Origin of the sequence: Kocuria rosea (assembly GCF_006094695.1) — a bacterium.
Taxonomy (GTDB): domain Bacteria; phylum Actinomycetota; class Actinomycetes; order Actinomycetales; family Micrococcaceae; genus Kocuria; species Kocuria rosea.
The window spans coordinates 3743110-3763139 of sequence record NZ_CP035103.1 but is presented as its reverse complement, the minus strand read 5'-3'; the positions used below and the strand labels follow the sequence as shown (position 1 = coordinate 3763139).

Sequence of the window (20030 nt, the reverse complement as noted above, 5' to 3'; positions counted from 1 at the left end):
GCCTTGGCGTGCTGAATATACACGCGCCTGCCGCTCCAGCGCGCCGGTGGGCAAAGCCTCTTTGCGTGTGGAATATTCATCGAGGTATTGGGTTGCGCAGAACCCTGGCTTGCCATGTTGAACGTAGCGACAGAAGGATGTGCTCCTTGACCTCTCTACTGTCCTGGCTCGACACCGATTCCCGCCAGCGTGATCAAGCCATGGCTGTCCTCGACGCGTTCCGGGACAGAACCACCGTGGACGAGCTCGGGGTCGGCAGCATCCGCGACGCCATCACCCAGCAGCTGTTCCCCGGTTCCTCGGTCCTGCACACCCGGGCCCGGTACCTGCTGTTCATCCCGTGGCTCGTCGCCGACGCCATGGCGACCAAGGACGCCGACGCGGCCGTCGCCGACCTGCGGCGGGGCGAGATCCGGCTCATCGACGTGCTGGCCGACAGCGACGACCAGCAGGGGCTGATCGGCGGGCAGGCCCGGGCCGATCTGCGGCGCATGCCGTCGGCCATGTACTGGGCGGCGCTGCGCAACTACGGCATCACCACCAGCCGCTCCTCGATCGCCGGCCTGCTCCGGGACGGCGTGGCCTTCACTGCAGAGACCCGGAGAGCGCCGCGTGAGGCCGACGACGAGCACGGGCCTGCGCTGCTCCGTCCCGGCATCGATCCCCATGCGCTCCTCCTCCGTCCGCAGGACTGGCTGCAGGGGACGAGCTTCGCCCTCGCCCCGGCCGAGGCGGACTACCTGCGCGGGCGGATCATGACCTCGCACCCGGAGAGCCTCTACGCCTGGTTCCTGCGCGAGGAGGTCGAGGTCGGGACCGCCAGGGACTTCGTTTGGGAGCACCCGCGGGCCGGCGAGTTCCCGGCCGCGATGGCCGCGTGGGTCGAGCACGGCCGAGCGTTCTCCGTGCTCAACCGCGGGGCCGTCCTGCTCTACAACCTCCAGCTCGCCGAGGCCTCCGAGGACGTGGAGCGCACCGAGCGGTACCGCGCGGACCTCCTCGAGTGGCGCGCCCTCGTCGACAGCCCTGACGGTCTGCGGAACTGGAACCTCGATGCCTTCTGGCGACTGCTCTCCGGAGGAGGTGCCCGGATCAGCCGCCCCACACGCACGTTCGTGGACCGGTGGCACGAGCTCGTCGTCTCTGGGACGGGGATCGTCGACGACGACGGCGCCCGCGAGCTCATCGCCCACCGCGAGCGCTCGCTCAAGGGCCCGCGCGCCCGACTCGTGAACCCGAGTGCACTCAACGCCTGGAGCGGCGCTTCGGCGCTGGCGCAGCTGCAGTACAACTGGCCGACCGCCCGGCGGATCCTCAACGACATCCAGGCCGGCGCCCGCGTGGAGGTCTTCGCATGAGCCTGGGACCCGAGGACCGCAAGCTCCTCACCGACGCGCTCGAGCCGCCGCCCGGCATGGAGCTGGACCGTGCCGTCACCACGACCTACTCCCTGGACCTCGTGGCCTTGCTGCTCGTACCGCTGACCTTCGCCGCGATCGACCAGCGGGGGAGCGAGGAAGGGCCTGGGGACCCGGACCAGGGCGTCGATCCCGTGGCGCTGCTGGAGTCGGTGCGCCGCTACGCGGACCGGCTGACCGTGCTCGTGCAGGCGGGCGGCATCGCGGTGCCGGCCAAGTACCGGCCGATGCTGACCTACCTGGAGAACTCCCTTCTTCAGGTGGCCGTTCCCGAGACCGGGGGAGTGTTCCACCCCAAGGTCTGGGTGCTGCGCTTCCGCGACGCCGAGGAGAACTGCGTCCACCGGGTGCTCGTGCTCAGCCGCAACCTGACCTTCGACAACTCCTGGGACACCATCCTGGTCCTCGACGAGTCCGACGACCCACGGGAGAACCTGCTGCCCGGCGGAGAGTTGGCGGACTACTTGTCCACCACCGCCTCCTGGGCCGTTGCCCCCGGACTGAGCGCCGAGCGGCGGGAGGAGTTCGCCGACCTGCACGCGTCGCTGCGCGAGGTCTCCTTCGCGGCGCCTGCCGGGTTCAAGGGCGCCGCGTGGGTCGCCCGCACGGGCGAGCGCTCCGTGCACTCCCGCTCCCTGTGGGACGACGTGACCGGCGGAGTCCACGCCCAGGACCGCGCCACCCGTGCCCTGGTGATCTCTCCCTTCCTCGACACCTCGCTCGCCGACCTCGTCGATCGGTGCGGGAAGGTCCGGCTGCTCTCTCGCGCCGAGAGCCTCGACGCCCTCGGCGATCTGGGAGACCGGGTCGAGACCTTCGTCTTGGACCCCTCGGCGGATCTGGACGCCACCGAGGAGGAGGCCAGCGAACGCAGCGCGGGACCGATGGCGGCCGGCCGGCTGGCCGGACTGCACGCCAAGATCTACTTCGTGGAACGAGGCCACAGCACCACCCTGTACGTCGGCTCGGCCAACGCCACCCGCGGCGGCTTCGGCCGCAACGCCGAGTTCGGCGTCCGGTTGATCGGACGCAAGGGGCTCATCGACGACATCTGGACCGGCGCCCACGGCAATCTCGGCCTGTCCGCGGTCTGCCAGCCCTACGACCCGAAGCCGCCGGACGAGACCGCGATCGCCCGGCAACGGGCCGAGCGGGAACTCGAGCGCTTCCACGCCGCCCTCGCCGGTGCCGGGCTGCGCCTCGACGCCGCCGAGGACGCCGACGACACGTACACGCTCGACGCCTCCCTCAGCGGCGCGGTCGATGAACCGGAGAGCGTCACGACGACCGTTCGCCTGCTCTCGCTGCCCGCCCAGGAGCGGACGCTGAGTGAGGAGCTGACGTGGACGCGCGTCGACGCCTCGCGGATCACGCCCCTGCTGTGCGTGCGCAGTCGCATCGCGGTGGGGGACGTCGTCGTCGAGCGCTCTGCGGTGCTGGTCGCGGACCTGCACGGCGCGCCGGAGGACCGGTCCGCGCGCGTGCTCGCCGAGCTGCTGAAGACTCCGGAGGACGTGCTTCGCTACCTGGCGTTCCTGCTCGGTGACGTCGCCCTCTCCCTGGCCCTGCGCTTCGGCGCCACCACGGGCGCGGCGGCCTTCTTCGGGGCCGGCGGCACCGGGCACAGCGCCGAAGTGGTCCTGTTCGAGCCCCTCATGAGGGCCGCCGTGCAGGGTAACGCCGACGCCCTCGGGCGCATCGACCGGCTCGTCGGGGAGCTCAGGACCGTGGAGGCCCTGCATCTGTTGCCGGACGGGCTGGAGGAGCTTGTCACTGTGGTCCGCGAGGCGGTGACCACTTCGTGAGCGCAGTACCGCACCGTCCCGACGTGGAACGGGAACTGAACGGGCTCAAGGACTTCCAGCGCCGCACCGTCGAGTACGCCCACCGCCGGCTGTGGGAGGACGAGGACTCCAGCCGCCGCTTCCTGGTGGCCGACGAGGTCGGCCTCGGCAAGACGCTCGTCGCACGGGGTCTCATCGCCAAGACCATCGACCACCTCTGGGAGTCGCAGGACGTCGACCGGATCGACATCGTCTACATCTGCTCCAGCCAGCAGATCGCCGCTCAGAACATCCGCACGCTGGATGTCGCCGACTACGGCATCTCCAAGGTGGATCGGTTGACGATGTTGCCCACGCAGGTGCGCAACCTCGCGGCGAACAAGGTCAACCTGCTCAGCCTCACCCCGGGCACGTCCTTCAACATCAGCCAGTCCGGCGGGCGCAGCGAGGAGCGCGTGCTGGTCCAGCACATGCTCGCCCAGGTCCTCGGCGAGCACGTGGTGGAGCGGCCGGAGTGGCTGGCCTTTTTCTGCGGGACCAAGCGGACGCAGAACTACGCGGCCGAGGTGGCAGGCTTCAACCCCGGCACTATCGACGCCGAGATTCTCGAGCGCTTCCGGCTCGCTGTTCGCCGGGACCCAGGACTGGGCCACCGGCTCGAGGAAACCGCCGCCGAGTTCTCTTCGGTGACCGGCAATCCGGACTGGCCGCTCTCGCACCGTCGCTACCGCCTGATCGGGAAGCTGCGGAGTCTGGTCGCCCAGGCCTCCGTCGACGCCCTGGAGCCGGACCTCGTGATCCTCGACGAGTTCCAGCGCTTCAAGAGCCTCCTGCACGAGGACACGGAGATGTCCGAGCTCGCCGACGCGGTCTTCAACCACGAGAGCGCCCGTGTGGTGCTGCTCTCCGCCACGCCCTACAGCATGTACTCCGTCCCGGAGGAGGGCGTGGGCGACGACCACTACGGCGACTTCCTCAAGACCTACCGCTTCCTCACCGGGGCGTCGCGCGACGCGCTCGCGGGGGAACGGGGCGACGACGGGTTCACCGCGGTCGGCTCGGTCACCGCTCTGCAGACCGGCCTCCGCAGGATGCGGGACGCGGCCCTGGCTGACGACGTGGAGGACGGCACCGCCGCCGCTGCACACGTCACCGAGCTGCTGCGCGCCGTGATGTGCCGTACCGAGCGCCTGGCGGCGTCCCCAGACCGGGACGGCATGCTCGTCGAGAAGCCGCTGCCGCCGGCCCGGCCCACGGCCGACGACGTGCGGGCCCTGCGCCGGCTGCATGAGGTCGCCCAGGAGGTCGGCAGCCACCGCGATGTCCTGGAGTACTGGCGCGTAGCACCCTACGTCCTGCAGTTCATGGACGGCTACGACCTCAAGCAGAAAGCGCTCCTGCACGTCGAGACGGACGCGACCGGCTTCGCGGAGCGGTCGCTCGCCGGCGCGCAGCGGTTGCGCGGCGAGGAGATCGAGCGCTACGCCCCGGTCGATCCCGCCAACGGCCGGCTGCGGTGGCTGCTGTCTGACCTGGACGCCTACGGCTTTGCCGACGTTCCCTGGATCCCCGCCTCCCTGCCGTACTACGCCGTGCCCGAGACCAGTCCTTTCCACCGGGCGACGACGACGGGCCTCACCAAGCGGCTGATCTTCTCCGCCTGGAACGTCGCACCGAAGTCCATCGCCGCGATGACCAGCTATCACGTGGAGCGGAAGCACCACCGGCCCGAGGATGCTCACGCCTACTCCGACCGGCACAGCTATCTGTTGCGTTGGCGGAAGTCCCCGGACGGCCGCCTCGCCAGCATGCCGCTGCTGCCGCTCGTGCTGCCGCTGACCGTCCTCGGCGCCGCAGGCGATCCCGTGGCCGCCGCCCGGGAGCTCGGCACGGCGCAGGCGCCACTGCACAACGTGCGCGCGGTAGTGCGGGCCAAGGTCGAGACTCTGCTGGCCGACCTGCCTACAGGGCATGCCGAAGGGCGGGGGAGCGAGCAGTGGTACTGGGCAGCTCCGCTGTTCCTGGAGAAGGCGCACTCCCCGGAGCTCTTCAAGATCTCGCTGGATTCGCTCAAGTGGGCCAATCATGCGGACGACGAGCGCGACGGTGGCAAGACGTCCGCACTCGCCCTGCACATCGCGCGAGCTCGTGAAATCGACGAGCATTTCCTCGCCGACCTCGGCCCGCGGCCGGACGACCTGGCCGATGTGCTGACCGACCTCGCGCTCGCCGCGCCGGCTACCGCGGCAGAGCGGGCTCTGTGTTCAGCAGTGCCCGCGTGCGTCCGGGCGGATGCGGTCTGGCGCTCGGTGCGCATCGCCCTCGGTCTGCGCACCCTGCTGGACGCCCGTACTGTGGCACCGATGCTGCGCGGCTGGGCCGGCGAGTCGGCACCGCAGTGGCGCAACGTGCTGGCGGCCTGCCTCGAGGGAAACCTCCAGGCAGTGCTGGACGAGTACTTCCACGTCCTCGACGAAGCCTCCCGGATCGGCAGCGTCGCCCCGATCGACCGGCTCCAAGCACTGACCGAGGCCCTGGTAGACGCCGCGCAGAGCGGTGGCTCCATCTCCTTCGACGAGATCGTTCCCGACGGGGACTCCCATCGAGTGGAGCGCCGACGCCTGCGGGCCGATGCCGCTGCCCGCTTCGGCCGCGTGGAGAGCGACCAGGGCGTCCGCGCGGACACCAGCCTCCGGGACGGCTTCAACTCGCCCTTCTGGCCGTTCGTGCTGGCCTCCACGAGCATCGGCCAGGAGGGCCTGGACTTCCACCGGTACTGCCACGCCGTCGTCCACTGGAACCTGCCCAACAACCCGGTGGACATGGAGCAGCGGGAGGGACGCGTGCACCGGTACAAGGGGCATGCCGTGCGCAAGAACGTGGCGAAGGAGTTCGCTGCCGCAGTGCTCGACGACAAGGCCGAGGCCAGTCCGTGGGACGCTCTTTTCGCGGCGGGAGAGCGGGCACGCCCGGACGGTGAGAGCGAGATCTACCCGTACTGGGTCTGCCAGACCGAAGGCGGAGCGAAGATCGAGCGCTACGTCCCGCAGGCGCCACTGAGCACGGAACGGATCAAGCACAAGAACCTGCTCCGCGCCCTGGGTCTCTACCGCATGGCTCTCGGTCAGCCGCGCCAGGAGGAGTTCCTGCAGGTCATCGGCAAGGACGCCGAGTCACGGGATCTGGGCTGGATGCGGTTGGACCTGGGGCCCTGCTGACCGTTTGCGAACTGCATGGTGAGACCTGACGATGCGCTCAGAATCGATAAAGCCGAGGAGAAGTTCTGTCCCGACGCCCATGAGTCACCCGTAGTCGGAATGGTTACCAATTGATGGGCTGGGTGGCTAGTGCAGGCTCGTCTCCGCCGGGGCGCACGCTGACGATGTGGGGGGCATCTGGAAGTTCGGCCACGATATAGGACACGTGGGAAACGATTGCATCGGCTTCATCATCCGTGGTCCATGCCGGCACCAGAACCTGCAACTCCCCGTAGGTCGTGGCATGGAAGGTGGTGATAAGGCTTTGGACCATGTTCGTCGGAGCGTCAGCGAACTCAGAGTAGCCATCCTCGGCCAGATAGCCGTCCTCGAGATCCTCGGCCCACCGGTCGATGTCGCCAAAGGTCATGCCGGCCGAGGGGTCGTCCGGTATGGACTCGGCGTCGAAGTTGTCCGGGAAGGCTTCGTCGGAGGCCTCGGATCCGGACGTGACCGGGGGAGGCGGGCCAACGGTCAACGACTGGAGGATAGGCAAGATCTCCTGCTGGAACCGCATGCCCTCGGCAAACTCCTGGGTCTCCGCCGCGAGATCGACCTGATCATAGGGACCCAGCTGCAGACCACCGGACAAGGACAGTAGATGAGTATTGCCCCACCGCAGTTCGAAGAGTGAGGTGTCCGCACCGGTGCCTGCAGCCAACCCATAGACCACGCCGGTGCTTGAACCGTCATGACCCGGAGTGCCCGCCACGACCGTTTGAACCGGGTTGCCGAGCCCGTCCAGGACCCCCGGAACCGACCCCTGCGGCAACACTGATTCCAGCGGAGGAGGACCAGCTGGCGCACGCCACTCTTGCACGCGAAGTGACAATGCCAGTTGCCCGTCGTCGTCGTGGATCTCCCACCCGGCGTTTTCGTATCCTCCGGTGTCCCCGGTTTCATTAGGGGTGACATTCCAGCCCGTGGGGTACCGGAAGCTCAACGAGCCGTCAGGCGTGCTGAATTCCTGACCGAGCGTCGCCGCTGCCCCACTTACTTCGTTTGCCGTCGGAGTGGTGGCTCCGAGGCTGGAAGCCGCACCCGATACATCGACGGTTGGCTCCTCCAAGATGGAGGTGGTTGCTTCCTCGGAAGCACACCCGCTCAGCGCAAAGGCAATAGCGGCAAGAACGGCGGGAAGCGAACGGCGCAAAAGGACCCCTAGGTAGGCAACCCGCCTATGTTAGTGGGCTCGACCGGGTCGGAAAGAACGTTACGGCGTTCTCCTTCCGCCCTGAATCGGATCAAGTACTGCGAATGCGGTGCGAGCGCCGAGAATGAGAAGGCGCTCTACGAGAAGACGCCCGACCGGCCCGCCGTGGCATCGGGAGTGCAGAAGAGCCGACAGTCGCCTACAGCGCCATCGTCGACGAACACACGGACGTATTCCACATCGGGGCGGCGTAACGGAGACCCGGCCCCGGTCAGCCGTCGAGAGGATGTCGTCCAGGTCCCCGATGGCCTGTTCAACGCCAGCGACTCGAGTAGTCGCAGGCGAGTTGCTCCACGACTTTGGGGTCTACCGCGGAATGGGTGATCTTGTTCTGCGCGCGGCGACCGTTGTGCCGGGTCAGCACTGAGACCGAGGGGCTGGTAGAAAGCGAATCAATCAATCAGTCGACGGGGAACATCGCTTTCGCGGTGCGGCCGACAACGCTGGTCATGGTCGCGTCCACCGCGCCGCCGATCACTCCACCGACGAGCGGTACACCCTTCGCCAAGGTAACGACCGAACGCTTCGTACCGTACTTGGCCAGGAGCATGAAACCGGCCTTCTTGTTGATCTGGTAAATCAGCGCCATGGGGAGCTTCTTGATCGCCTGAATTGCCACCTTCTCGCCGACCTTGATGCCGAATGCCTTCGCGACCTGCTGCGCGCTGGAGCCTACCGCGATCAGCGTGGCCACCGTGCTGACGTGGGGGTCCTTGGGGTCGTACCCGCGTAGGTAGGCGATTGCGGCGGCGAGACGTGCATTGATCACGAGTGCGCCGGCCATGTTTGCGGGAATGGTCACTGGCATTGTGATGAACCCCCCAAGTCCGGTCACGAAGCCGTTGACACTGGCAGCTTCGACCGACTCGAGGATCAGCCTCTTGATCACCTTCTCGATATCGTCGCGCTCGTCCGGCCTGACTGTCCTTGTCGGTTCGGCGTTGGGCTCATAGCGGCTTCCCTGGGCACGGGCCAGCCGGTTTTCCGCCCACTTGATCGACCCCGTTAGCGGACCGATATCTGTGTCGATCACTTTGCCGACCAGCTTCAGAAGCTGCTCGGACGCCTTCTCGGCGGTAGACGTCGACGTCTCCTCGGGTTCAAAGGTGGTCGTATTGGTCATCAGAATTCCTCTCCGAGATTTTGCGTGAGTGCAGCCAAGGCAAAAAGCGTGTGGTTCACGGTGTGTCCACTCCGTAGTGATCGCGGTGCTGGTCGCACTGGTCGACGCAGACGTGTTTGCGGCGCGGTTGTCGCGGGTTGACGATGTCGTGGACCCGGTAGAAGCGGTAGTAGGCGGGGATGAAAGCGATGATGGCCGGCCACATGGCGTTGAGGAGTACTCCGGCGACGGGCATGAACCAGGGTTGCGTGTAGAGCCCGCCCTGCAGGCCGACGACCATGAGCAGGAATCCGGCCGCGGATACACGCCAGGAAACTTTGTAGACGGCCCGCTCCCACGCCTTCCACGGCATTCGGTCCCCGGGTCGGTAGTCCAGACCCTTGTCCGCTAGGTATTCATCAACGGCCTGCTGTTGTGGGTCCTGGCTCATGGCCAGCCCCGGTACTCGCGGTCTCGCATCGCCACGGTGATGCGGGTTTCGTCGTCGTGCAGGCGGATCTCAGTACCGGCGTACATCGGGTTGGTCGTGTCGAGGTCCTGTTCCTGTTCCCACCTTGGGGGTGCGCTGGCCAGACCATCGGTGAGCTCAGGGGCGACCATATTCATGATCACCTGGTAGACAAGCGTCATGGTGATCGCGGCGACGATCACCGCGCCGGTGAGGAGAACAAACTCCCGGATGAGTTTTTGACCTAGCGTGCGTTGGGCGCGAGGCGACATGGAGGCCTTTCAATGGAGTAATTCCCTCATCGTAACTATCGCAAACTGTTTCTTGCTGGAAGCCGGTGCATTACGCGTCCTTCAAATCCGAGTGGGGGTATGGGCTTGTGTCCAGGGCCGGAAGCCACATACTGCGAATAGGGCGCATAAGCGGTAGCTGTCGACGCTTCGGAAACGCCGAGCATCAAGGTTCGCTTCAGGCCTGTTCGCATGCAGTCGTGCGCCCAGACGATGACATGATGACCGGATGTGGAACACGTTCTGGCCGGACTTCTGGGTGGCAATCATTGCGGCCGTGGTGGGATCTGTCCTGACCGTGGTGATCGCGCTGATCACCTATCGGCTGCAACGACGGAGCAATGAGAAGCACGCGCTACGGCTGCTGGTAGACGAGATCCACCACCGGAGGGCGTTCGCTGTGATCGCCAACGTCAGAGACGTTCCCGGCGCGCAGAGGTTGGACGACTGTCACAACGTGAACGCCAGCGTCCTGGACATCCACGATCGCATCCGCCTGGCGCGCGAGCAGGCTCGTCCGGAGTCTGGTGCCCAGAAACCCCTCTCCGACATGACGAGGGCCTGCAACCGGTACCGCCAAGCCACAGCTCACCAGCCGGACAGGTCCCTGCACGACCTCATGTCTCTCCGAAATAACTTGTGGCAGAGCATCCGGGAGATGGCGGGGGAGGTCCGAGGCGTTCGAGCCCTGGAGCCGGCGGCAGCGGCTTACTGATTGGCCCGTGATGGGGGCGGGCGTCACCACTGCGTTCGGTCATGGCGAGGGGGGTTGTCCACCACGCGGTCACGAAGTCGCGGTCCATCGTTCAGTACAGGATTGGGCGGATCGGACTGCTGCGGCAGCCGATCAGCTGCTTCCCCGACGAAACAGTCCCGGTCAGCGGCTCCCGGAAACCGAAGGGGTCAGGCGGTCCAAATTCCAGGGCAGGTGGGCCCAGCGCAGCGTGGGCTGCTGCTGGGGATGGACCTCGGTGACGGTCACCGGGAGCTGCCCACCCGCGAACCACGCATGCTTGGGCTCGTATGAGGGCATGGGCAGGTTCCCGGGATCCTTGACCGTCAGCGGCGGGGCGAAGAAGCGGCGGGTCAGCGCGCGGACGAACCCTGCACGGTGGTACGCGGCCAACCGGTCGAAGCGGGCGATCCAGGAAAAAAGGACGCCGGCCGCGGTGGAATGCAGATGCTCGCGCTGCTGGCTGAGCTCGGCGACCTCCCGTTGAAGCTGGTGCAGTTCCTCGAGGGCAGCGGCGCGGCGTTCCTTCTGCCGGTGGAGCATCTTCTCCTGCTCGCGCACGTTCTCCTGCTCGGCGGCGCTCATCGGAGCTCGGGCCACGGGGGGCTCGGCGGGAGGTTCGGGCGGGAGGTCGTCCGTGAGCAGGCGGATCTGCGCTTCGGCGGGGGCAATCCGTCGGTCGAGACCTTCCACCGCCTTGATGAGGGAGGTGTGGATCCACGCCTCGATCTCGGCGATCTCCGCTGCCATCGCGCGGGTGGCCGGGTGGTGTCCCTCGGTGTCGGGCACGGTCGTCGCAGCGCTGCGCTTGCCTGCGCGCACAGCGGATCGGCGTTGCCAGAAACCCACACGGGAGGCCATGGGCGGAGCACCCGCCAGCAGATGACCGGACGGCACCAGGAAGCGACCCATCACGCTGTCCTTTCGTTCTTGAGGTAGTAGGCCCACGACAGGTTGCAGTGGGTACAGGTTTGACCCAGCCGGCACTCGACGCACAGCTGTTCCCGCCACTGGCCCCCGCAGTGCGAGCAGCCGACGAGGTTGCCAGAGCAGGCGGGGCAGGGAGAGGTCTCGGTGTCGGGCTCATCTCCGCTGCGGGCGGCCAGCCAGCGCACGAGCAGGACGATTGCCGCCAGGAGGAGGAGCGCTGTGAGCACCAGGATCGCGGTACCCACGCCGGCTGAGAGGATGTCGTTCATGGCGGCGCTCAGCCGTTCCTGGCCATGGCGGGAGGAGCCAGCGGGTTCTCGTCCAGGTAGGTCAGGTACTCGGCCACCTTGGCCGCTGCGACCTTCTCATAGCGAACCATGTAGGTTTCCGTTGCCTCGTGGAGATGGGCGGTCACCGTGGGATCGGCCATGGCCTGCTCCAGGCCCTGGAGATAGCGCAGGAACCCCTCCCGGATCATCTCCGGCAGCGACTGCAGGTGGGCCCGGGTGCGCTGATCGATGGCCAGCTCGTTGAGCATGACGTTCTCCCGGGTGGCCCTGGCCTGCGCCTCCTCGGCTCGGAGCACGACGACCGTCTCCTGGAGGACCTGACGGCGCAGCCGCAGCCCCCTGAGGTGGCTGATGAGCTGGCCACGCTGGTGCTGCAACTGGTGCTCGGCCTCCGAGGCCTTCTTCTCGGCCTCGGCCCGCTCCGTGCTCTCGGCCTGAAGTCGGTTCAGGTCGGCTTCGCTCAGGTGCTTCCTGGAGGACGCTTTCGTGGGCCAGCGTGTCTCGAGAAGGGCGATGGCGAGGGTCAGGGCCAGGGGCAGGGCGGTCCACATCGAGTACAGCAGCGCATCGCCGAACCAGGGCAGGACGACGTCCACGACGGAACGGTCGGTAGCGTCCTCCGCCAGTTCCAGCACGTCGGGTAGGGAGGTGAGATAACGCAACCATCCCAGGGCCACGATCGTGACCACGTAGAGGGTCACCGCGATCCAGCCGACGGTTTTGCGGGAAGGTGAGGCGTTGCGGTCCAGCAGCGGGGGAATGGCGAACGAGGCGATCGCCACCGAGAGCCCGGCGACGGACAGCGCCAGCAGTTGTCCGGTCAGCTGGTCGTCGCCGAGACGCTGGGTGATCCCGTAGATGAGTCCGACCTCGCCACCCACCAGGGCGAGCCACAGGAGCGTGTACAGGTACGGGCGGCTCCAGAACCACAGTGCGACGCGACGCACCGTGTGGAACGCCGGCCGCAGGCTCTTCCGCGACTTCTTGGCGGCCTTCTGGTCCACCGGCTCGGTGGAGGACAGCATCTCGGCGAGCGGCTCATAGAGGGGGTGACCGGGGTCGTCGAGGATCGCCCGGGTCTCGTCCATCCTGCCCTCGACCTCGGCGAGCTCCTCCTCGGCGTGATGGAGCCGGCCCTGTGCCCGCACGAGATCGGCCTCGGTCCGGGCGGTGATGTCCCGAGCCGTGTACAGGTCCTCGTGCCGCTGGTCGATCGCCTTGCCCAGGGCGAAGCCCAGCCAGCTGGAGCAGCGGTGCTCGAAGGTGGTGGGAGCCTGCGACGTGAAGGAGTGCTTGTCGAAGATGCCGCGGGCGGCGTCCGTGAGACCGTCCTGGAAACAGGCGTCGGTGAACTGGGCGTGGTTGGGGCGTTCCGGGATGTCCGGCCCCGGGACGGTGCGGGACCCGGCTGAGTCGGTGCGCAACTCGTCAGGGGGAGCAATGCTCATCGTGGGGTTCCTTTCCCGATCAGGGGTCGCCGAGTTGTTGCCGAGGGCTGTCGTGGGTGTGGCTCATGGGCGCAGCCTGATCGCGCCGGAGGCCGCTCACAGCTCCGTCGCAGGGTGCTCCCTGTCCGGTGTGGTGGAAGGGGGTGTTCCGTCAGTCCTGGAGGGCTGCCGGGGAGAGTTCGGTGGAGGTGATCAGCACCCGGCGGTTCTTGGCCTGAGCTGCCTCCAGCCCCGCACTTCCGGCGACCTCAGGGGTGCGCCCGGGACAGTCGGGGCCCATACCCTGCACGTGCAGCTCCGTGCTCAGTCCGGCGCTCTTCAGCGACTCAGCGATCGTGCGCGCCCGCTGTTCGGACAGCCACTGCATCTGCTCGGTGGAGACACCCTCGGGGTTCGCCGTGCATCCCGTCACCCACAGGGACTTGGCCGAGGACGACTCCAGGGAGGAGACCAGCTCGGTCAGCGTCTGCTCCGCGGCCGCGGGGTCGACGAAGTCCGCAGTGTCGGGTTGGAAGGAGACCTGGGACTCCGGGAGAGTCACGGACACCGGCTTCGCCACCACGTCGCTGAACGTCACCGGGGTGACCTCAGGCAGGTCGCCGGACGGGGCGGTGGCCTGCACGGTGTCGTCGTGGAAGACGACCGACCCTCCACCGGCCTCGACGACTGCCGTCCAGAGCTCCTGCAGCTTGGTCCGGGCCCACACCGGCACGGTGGCCTGCGGGTCGAGGACTTGACCCATGCCCCACCAGTGCAATTCCACGCCGTCCAGGTGCGGAATGTTGCCGGCGTCCTGGAGCTGCGCCACGATCTCGGCGACGTCGGTCTGCGGTCCGAGCAGGCCGTTCTGCATGGCCAGGGGTCCGGCGGTGGATACTCCACTGTCGTAGACGTAGAGGACCTTGCGCTCGGAATCCGCAGTGGGCCGGCCGCCGAGGTCGAGAGCGCTCAGGACGTCGGACTCGCCGGAAGAGGCCTGCAGGTCCGCCAGGTTCTCGCTGAGGTCCTCCAGCCGCTTTTCCGGGGACTCCGCTCGCTGGGTCGGATTGTCGGTGTCGAGCTCGTAGATCTCGGTCTGCGCTGTCTGCGGATCCCCGTCGGCCGGGATGACGGACACCGTCATGTCACGGTCGAAACGATCCATCAACTGCTCGCGCAGTGAGGCGATGACGATCTCTGGATCGCGGCCCGACTCGTCCACGATGGATGCCATTCCCTGCCGGTCTCCGGCAATCAGCACCATCTGTCCCGCCGAAGGCACCGCCTCGGCCTCTCCGCATCCTGTGACCAGCGCTGCCGTCATCAGCAGAGCCGAAGCAGCCACCAGCCGCCTGTTCCCCATGTTCATTGCCCCTCGCTCTCGCACTACTGAATAGTAGATTGCATTTGCAATCACATGCATCTAGTGGGCGAAGACCAGTTCCATGCTTTGTCACAAACCGGCACACTCGTCCTCCCCATGCCCCCATCTGCGGCGATGCCCTCCCATCGCGCCGTCCTTCGTCGGCTCGTGAGACCCCAGAGTCGTGGTGCCGCTGTTCGACGCACACGGCCGATGCTGTGGTGGTGTCCTCCGCCCCCGGGACGCCGGCGCCGAGGATGGACATGCAAGGTGCGATGGTCGACTGTCGGATCGTGGGGCCGACGCTGGCTGAAGGACTGTCGCTACCCGGGCAGTCCCTCGATGAGCCGGGGCTCGCGCGCGGTGAGTTCGCCTCTGCGCTCGGCGTCACCAGCATCGGGTGCCGCCTGGCGCCCCCGAATTCATTGGCCCCCGCACCCAGGGTGGAGCCACGACGGGGATGTCAGGCGCGGGGCAGGCGCGCTCCTGTCGCAGCTTCAGCGCACGTCAACGGGAGCCGGGTTCCTCGCTCGAGGACGGCGGACGCTCGCTGCTCCCCGCGATCGACTCCGGGTACTGAGCGTCGCCCTCCCAAACTGTGGAGCTGTTTCCCGGGCTCCGCCAGATGCTCCGCGACGCTGGCGGGAATGTCGTATTCGGATTGGACTCGGTGATGGGCCCTCGGGCTGCTCGGCGCGGGTGGTGCCGCCCCATCGAAGTAGAGGACGGCCCCGACCGCACGCATCCTTCGGGCGGGGCGCCTCCGTCCGTCCGATGGGCGGGCCACGGGGTCCGCCTTCTCTGCACGTCGTGTACGCCGGGAAGGTCGACGGCGACGCATGCGACGGCCGGCCCGACCCACCTCCTAGGCTGGCTCTCACACGCGAGGAGCAGGAGGCCGGAATGGCCGAGACAACGGTGGCCGAGGTGATGGCCGAGCTGGCCGCGCTCGAAGATCCGAGGGCGCGCGCCGTGAACGAGCGGCACGGCGACGACCACGGGGTGAACCTCACCCAGCTGCGGGCGGTCGCGAAGCGGCTGAAGGCGCAGCAGGACCTCGCCCTCGAGCTCTGGGGAACGGGGGACACCGCGGCGAGACTGCTGGCGCTCCTGATCTGCCGACCGAAAGCCTTCGAGCGGGACGAGCTGGACGCCATGGTGCGCGAGACGCGCGTCCCCAAGGTGCACGACTGGTTCGTGAACTACGTGGTGAAGAAGAGCCCGCACGCCGAAGACCTGCGATTGGCGTGGCTGGCCGATCCGGACCCAGTCGTCGCGAGCGCCGGGTGGGCGCTGACCGCCGACCGCGTGGTGAAGAAGCCCGAGGGGCTCGACCTCGCCGGTCTGCTCGACGTCATCGAGGCGCAGATGAGGGCCGCCCCGGAGCGCCTGCAGTGGGCGATGAACACCTGCCTGGCGCAGATCGGGATCGAGCACCCCGAGCACCGAACCCGGGCTCTCGGGATCGGTGAGCGCCTGGGGGTGCTCAAGGACTATCCGACCCCGCCGAACTGCACGTCTCCGTACGCCCCCGTGTGGATCGCCGAGATGGTGCGCCGACGGGACGATCGGTAGGAGGGGCGCCGGTGCTCGTGCCGTGGCTCCCTGGAGTGCGGGGCGGGCCGGGGCGACCGGGAGTCGCCGGGTGGCGGGAGGGATTTGATAAGCGTTCCTGATGATTCATGCGCAGAATTCATCGCTGTTGTTGACGCTTCCGAAGGCTCACACTGGTGTTGTGCACGTCACACTCCGCAGCGCGGAGTCCTTCGTGCCGCGACCTCCCCTTCACTGCCTTCAGGAGAACCTGCCGCCATGACCACCGACGTGTCGTCCCTGCCCGGGATCGGTACCACCTCCCACACCGTGGGCCCACTGGTCGATGCCCAGGCGCAGCTGGCCTCCGCCGTGGCCACCCTGGACTACGAGCCCGGTCTGCACGCCCTGCTGGCGAGCCCGCGGCGGGAGATGACCGTGAGCATCCCGCTGCGCCGTGACGACGGGTCGGTGGAGGTGCTGACCGGCCACCGGGTCCAGCACAACGTCTCCCGGGGCCCGGCCAAGGGCGGGGTGCGCTACAGCCCGCAGGTCGACCTCGACGAGGTCCGTGCCCTGGCGATGTGGATGACCTGGAAGTGCGCCCTGATCGACGTCCCCTACGGCGGGGCCAAGGGCGGCATCACCGTGGACCCCCGCCGCTACTCCCGTCCCGAGATCGAACGGCTGACCCGCCGCTACACCTCCGAGATCCTGCCGATCATCGGCCCGGACAAGGACATCCCCGCCCCGGACATCGGCACGGACGAGCAGACCATGGCCTGGATGATGGACACCTTCTCGGTCTCCTCCGGCTACACCGTGCCCGGGGTGGTCACCGGCAAGCCGGTGAGCCTCGGCGGGTCCCTGGGGCGAGCCTCGGCGACCTCGGCCGGGGTGGTGCACATCGCGCTGGCCGCCCTCGAGCACGTCGGCATCACCGCGGCGCGGGCCACCGCGGCGGTGCAGGGCTTCGGGAAGGTGGGCGCCGACGCCGCCCTGTTCCTCACCGAGGCCGGGGTGAAGGTGGTGTCCGTCTCCGACCAGTACGGAGCGGTCCACCGGGCCGACGGCCTGGACATCCGCGCCCTGCAGGAGCACGTGGCCGTCATCGGCTCCGTCGTCGGCTTCCCCGGGGCCGAGACGATCCCCGGCGAGCAGCTGCTGACCCTCGAGGTGGACCTCCTGGTGCCCGCGGCGGTGGAAGGGGTGCTCACGGGGGCCAACGCCCACGAGGTCCGAGCCCGGGTCGTCGTCGAGGGCGCCAACGGTCCCACCACGGCCGAGGCCGACCGGGTCCTCGCCGAGGCCGGGGTGCTGGTGGTGCCGGACATCCTGGCCAACGCCGGGGGTGTGGTCGTCTCCTACTTCGAGTGGGTGCAGTCCAACCAGGCCTACTGGTGGTCCCGCCAGGAGGTCGACCACCGTCTCGAGCACCGCATGCTCTCCGCCTGGCACCACCTGCTCGACGTCGCCGCGGCCCGGGGCCTCACCCTGCGCGAGGCCGCGACCGTCACCGCGGTGGAGCGCGTGGCCGACGCCCACCGCACGCGGGGCCTCTACCCCTGATCGGCCGGGGACGGGCCTCCTGAGGAGTCGGGGCGGGGCGAGGGCATCCCGCCGGGGCGGAGTGGGTCCCCAGGGGTCCACCGGCGGGGCTACCGTGAGGTTGACGCGACGACATCGCGTTCCCTGGTCCGTCCCGAAAGGCCCTGCATGTTCCTCCGCTCCGGCGCCGCGCCCCGTCGTCGTCCCGTGCTGTCCGCGAAGGCGGCGTTCTGGGTGCAGGCGTCCGTGCTGGTGGTGGTCATGGCCGCCTCCAGCGCGCCCAGTCCGCTGTATCCGCTGTACCAGGACCTGTGGGGCTTCCCGCCGGTCGTGCTGACCGTCATCTTCGCCGCGTACGTGGTGTCGCTGCTCGCCGCGCTGCTCACGGTGGGGGCGCTGTCCGACCACCTGGGGCGCCGCCCGGTGCTGCTGGTCGCCCTGGTCCTGGAGATCGCCGCGATGGCGGTGTTCGTGCTGGCGGACAGCGAGGCGACCCTGGTGGTGGCCCGGCTGGTCCAGGGCGTGGCGACCGGCACGGCGACCGGCGCGCTCGGCGCCTACGTGATCGAGCTCGAACCGGAGGAGCGCCGGGGGCTGGGGACCGTGATCACCGGGGCAGGGCCGGTCCTCGGCCTGGCCGGCGGGGCGGTGGCCTCGAGCCTCATCGTCGCGGCCGCCCCGCAGATGATCGACCTCATCTTCCTCGTGCTGCTGGGACTGCTCGTGCTGCAGCTCGTGGGCACAGCACTCGGGCCCGAGACCGTGGAGCGCGCCCCCGGGGCGCTGGCCTCGCTGCGCCCGCGCGTCTCCTTCCCGCCGCAGGTGCGCCGCTCGGCGGTGTGGGTGCTGCCCGCCACGGCCGCGTGCTGGTCCCTGGGCGGGCTGATCATCTCCCTGGGGCCCAACCTGGTCCGCTCGCTGACCGGGGCGGACTCCGTGGTCCTCACGGGCCTCGTGGTCGCGGCGCTGACGGGCACCGGCGGGATCGCGATCCTGCTGTTCGGCAGGACCGCGCCGGAGCGGGTGCTCGCCGTGGGCATGAGCGTCCTGGTGGTGGGCATGGCCGCCACGATCGCCGCACTCGTCGTCGGATCCGTGGGGCTGTACTTCGCCGCCACGGTGGTGGCCGGCGTCGGCTTCGGCGCCGGCTTCCTCGGGGTGCTGCGCACGCTGCTGCCGCAGGCGGCCTCGCACGAGCGGGCGGGGCTGCTCTCGGCGATCTACGTGGTCAGCTATCTCTCTCACAGCATCCCGTCGGTGGCGGCCGGTGCCGTCGCGGGCGAGGTCGGTCTGGTGCCCACAGCGATCGGCTACGCGGGCATGGTCCTGCTGCTGGCCGTGGTCGTGCTCCTCGGCCTCCTGCGGAACCGCCCGCGCTGCTCATGACCTCCGGCGGTGGTGCAGGACGAGCAGCCGCGCGTAGCCGTCCGTGAGGTGGTCGATGAGATCCACCTTCAGGTACTCGTGCTCCGAGAGCCGGCGCACGGTGTGCAGCGAGATCCCGTCGTACTGCACGGGGTGGGGCAGCTCGCCCCGCCCACCGGGAGGCTCCACGTCCAGCCGCCACGCGTCCAGGTCCTTCTGCGGCGTGGGGTCGTGCAGCGGCGTGCGCGTCCACAGCCGGCCGTCCGTGCCGACGACCAGGCCGCGGATGACGTGCCACCCGTAGCCGCACGCGACCCGGGAGAACGCGTGGCCAATCAGGGGATAGGACCTGGCGCCGCGGGGGACGTGCACGAGCTTGGCCGGCTTCAGCCCCTCTCTGCGCAGCAAATCGCTCGCCTCGACCCCGACCTTCCGCACCTCGTCCAGGGCCCGTTCCAGGCCGGCCTCGCGTGCGCCGCGGTCGTGCGGGGTGCGGCGGCGCGGCTGCGGCTCGTGCGGTGCCCGGGCGGCAGCGCGGGTGCGCCGTTCGTCCTCGATGCTCATGCCGCCTCCTCGCGTCGGTGACCATGATTCTATGTGGTCCACCTCACGTGAGCGGTCAGAGGATTCCGTGCCTTCCGGTCCGGCTGCTGCTGCGCGATGCTGGAGTCACCCCCGGTTCCGGCGATCCGATCGACGGGTTGCAGCGACGCACAGGAGGCCTCCGATGACCCGCACCGTCTTCTACACCGCCACCACCCTGGACGGCTACCTCGCCGACGAGCAGGACTCCCTGGAGTGGCTGTTCCGGCAGGACTCCGACCCCGAGGGCCCGTTCCGCTACGACGAGTTCATCGCCGGGGTCGGGGCGGTCGTGATGGGCCGCACCACCTACGAGTGGGTCCGCGCGCACCTGCAGGCCTCCGGCGAGGACTGGCCCTACGACATGCCCACCTGGGTGGTCACCCACGCCGAGCTGCCGGGGATCGCCGGGGCCGACCTCCGCTTCGCCCAGGGAGAGGTGGCACCGATCCACGCCGCCCTCGCGGAGGCCGCCGGTGGGAAGGACATTTGGGTCGTCGGCGGCGGCGACCTGGCCGCCCAGTTCGCCGAGGCGGGACTGCTGGACCAGTTGATGGTCTCCATCGCGCCGGTCACGCTCGGGGCGGGCCGCCCCCTGTTCCCCCGCCGGTTCGACCTGGAGCTGAAGGACGTGGCCCGCAACCGCGCCTTCGTCTGCGCGACCTACCGCGTGGTGGGCCCGATGGCGCCCTCGGGCGATGGGCCGGCCTCCTGAACCCGAGGGGG

At 68.6% G+C, this 20030-nt stretch carries 17 protein-coding genes; 8 read left to right on the top strand and 9 right to left on the bottom strand.

Annotation, left to right across the window (positions count from 1 at the left end):
* The first annotated feature begins 146 nt into the window (after positions 1 to 146).
* Genes EQG70_RS17145 through EQG70_RS17135 form a run of 3 tightly spaced genes read left to right on the top strand, consistent with a single transcriptional unit; the run spans position 147 to position 6420 of the window.
* Positions 147 to 1358 (top strand): DUF6361 family protein, encoded by a 1212-nt coding sequence (locus EQG70_RS17145; protein WP_138976492.1) that lies wholly within the window; start codon positions 147 to 149, stop codon positions 1356 to 1358.
* Positions 1355 to 3223 carry a phospholipase D family protein gene (locus EQG70_RS17140; protein ID WP_109268449.1) on the top strand — a complete coding sequence of 623 codons (1869 nt, stop codon included), beginning with the start codon at positions 1355 to 1357 and terminating at the stop codon, positions 3221 to 3223. The genes EQG70_RS17145 and EQG70_RS17140 overlap by 4 nt, the downstream gene beginning before the upstream one ends.
* A gap of 23 nt (positions 3224 to 3246) precedes the next feature.
* On the top strand, positions 3247 to 6420 hold the full coding sequence (locus EQG70_RS17135) for a C-terminal helicase domain-containing protein (RefSeq protein ID WP_109268448.1): 3174 nt from the start codon (positions 3247 to 3249) through the stop codon (positions 6418 to 6420).
* A gap of 103 nt (positions 6421 to 6523) precedes the next feature.
* On the opposite strand, the gene EQG70_RS17130 is transcribed toward EQG70_RS17135, so the two are convergent.
* The 4 genes from EQG70_RS17130 to EQG70_RS17115 all read right to left on the bottom strand — a co-directional run bounded on the left by EQG70_RS17130 (position 6524) and on the right by EQG70_RS17115 (position 9515).
* Entirely contained in the window at positions 6524 to 7528 is a 1005-nt protein-coding gene (locus EQG70_RS17130; RefSeq protein WP_138976491.1) for a hypothetical protein, read from the bottom strand.
* Between the two features lie 544 nt (positions 7529 to 8072).
* Complete coding sequence (locus tag EQG70_RS17125) at positions 8073 to 8795, bottom strand: EcsC family protein (RefSeq protein WP_109268446.1); 723 nt, start codon at positions 8793 to 8795, stop codon at positions 8073 to 8075.
* A 55-nt stretch (positions 8796 to 8850) separates the two neighbouring features.
* Positions 8851 to 9225, bottom strand: a complete 375-nt coding sequence (locus EQG70_RS17120; protein ID WP_138976490.1) for a hypothetical protein — start codon at positions 9223 to 9225, stop codon at positions 8851 to 8853.
* Positions 9222 to 9515 carry a hypothetical protein gene (locus tag EQG70_RS17115; RefSeq protein WP_109268444.1) on the bottom strand — a complete coding sequence of 98 codons (294 nt, stop codon included), beginning with the start codon at positions 9513 to 9515 and terminating at the stop codon, positions 9222 to 9224. The genes EQG70_RS17120 and EQG70_RS17115 overlap by 4 nt, the downstream gene beginning before the upstream one ends.
* Positions 9516 to 9762: 247 nt before the next feature.
* Between EQG70_RS17115 and EQG70_RS17110 the strand changes: the two genes are divergently transcribed.
* Positions 9763 to 10248: a hypothetical protein gene (locus EQG70_RS17110; protein WP_109268443.1), complete on the top strand. Its 486-nt coding sequence runs from the start codon at positions 9763 to 9765 to the stop codon at positions 10246 to 10248.
* Between the two features lie 162 nt (positions 10249 to 10410).
* On the opposite strand, the gene EQG70_RS17105 is transcribed toward EQG70_RS17110, so the two are convergent.
* The 4 genes from EQG70_RS17105 to EQG70_RS17090 all read right to left on the bottom strand — a co-directional run bounded on the left by EQG70_RS17105 (position 10411) and on the right by EQG70_RS17090 (position 14147).
* Entirely contained in the window at positions 10411 to 11178 is a 768-nt protein-coding gene (locus EQG70_RS17105) for a hypothetical protein (protein ID WP_109268442.1), read from the bottom strand.
* Entirely contained in the window at positions 11178 to 11465 is a 288-nt protein-coding gene (locus EQG70_RS17100) for a hypothetical protein (protein WP_109268441.1), read from the bottom strand. Before EQG70_RS17100 ends, EQG70_RS17105 begins: the two co-directional genes overlap by 1 nt.
* A gap of 8 nt (positions 11466 to 11473) precedes the next feature.
* Complete coding sequence (locus EQG70_RS17095; protein ID WP_138976489.1) at positions 11474 to 12934, bottom strand: MFS transporter; 1461 nt, start codon at positions 12932 to 12934, stop codon at positions 11474 to 11476.
* Positions 12935 to 13085: 151 nt separating this feature from the next.
* Positions 13086 to 14147, bottom strand: a complete 1062-nt coding sequence (locus tag EQG70_RS17090; protein ID WP_167508930.1) for an OmpA family protein — start codon at positions 14145 to 14147, stop codon at positions 13086 to 13088.
* Between the two features lie 1032 nt (positions 14148 to 15179).
* Between EQG70_RS17090 and EQG70_RS17085 the strand changes: the two genes are divergently transcribed.
* The 3 genes from EQG70_RS17085 to EQG70_RS17075 all read left to right on the top strand — a co-directional run bounded on the left by EQG70_RS17085 (position 15180) and on the right by EQG70_RS17075 (position 18743).
* On the top strand, positions 15180 to 15851 hold the full coding sequence (locus EQG70_RS17085) for a DNA alkylation repair protein (RefSeq protein ID WP_109268438.1): 672 nt from the start codon (positions 15180 to 15182) through the stop codon (positions 15849 to 15851).
* A gap of 237 nt (positions 15852 to 16088) precedes the next feature.
* Positions 16089 to 17378, top strand: coding sequence for a Glu/Leu/Phe/Val family dehydrogenase (locus EQG70_RS17080; protein ID WP_109268437.1), 1290 nt, complete (start codon positions 16089 to 16091; stop codon positions 17376 to 17378).
* 147 nt (positions 17379 to 17525) lie between these two features.
* Complete coding sequence (locus EQG70_RS17075) at positions 17526 to 18743, top strand: MFS transporter (RefSeq protein ID WP_109268436.1); 1218 nt, start codon at positions 17526 to 17528, stop codon at positions 18741 to 18743.
* On the opposite strand, the gene EQG70_RS17070 is transcribed toward EQG70_RS17075, so the two are convergent.
* Positions 18738 to 19286 carry a hypothetical protein gene (locus EQG70_RS17070; RefSeq protein ID WP_109268435.1) on the bottom strand — a complete coding sequence of 183 codons (549 nt, stop codon included), beginning with the start codon at positions 19284 to 19286 and terminating at the stop codon, positions 18738 to 18740. The two genes, EQG70_RS17075 and EQG70_RS17070, sit on opposite strands and share 6 nt — an antisense overlap.
* Positions 19287 to 19449: 163 nt before the next feature.
* On the opposite strand from EQG70_RS17070, the gene EQG70_RS17065 reads away from it, so the two are divergent.
* The gene (locus EQG70_RS17065) at positions 19450 to 20019 is read left to right on the top strand and encodes a dihydrofolate reductase family protein (RefSeq protein ID WP_109268434.1); all 570 of its coding nucleotides are present in this window, start codon (positions 19450 to 19452) and stop codon (positions 20017 to 20019) included.
* The last annotated feature ends 11 nt before the right edge of the window (positions 20020 to 20030 follow it).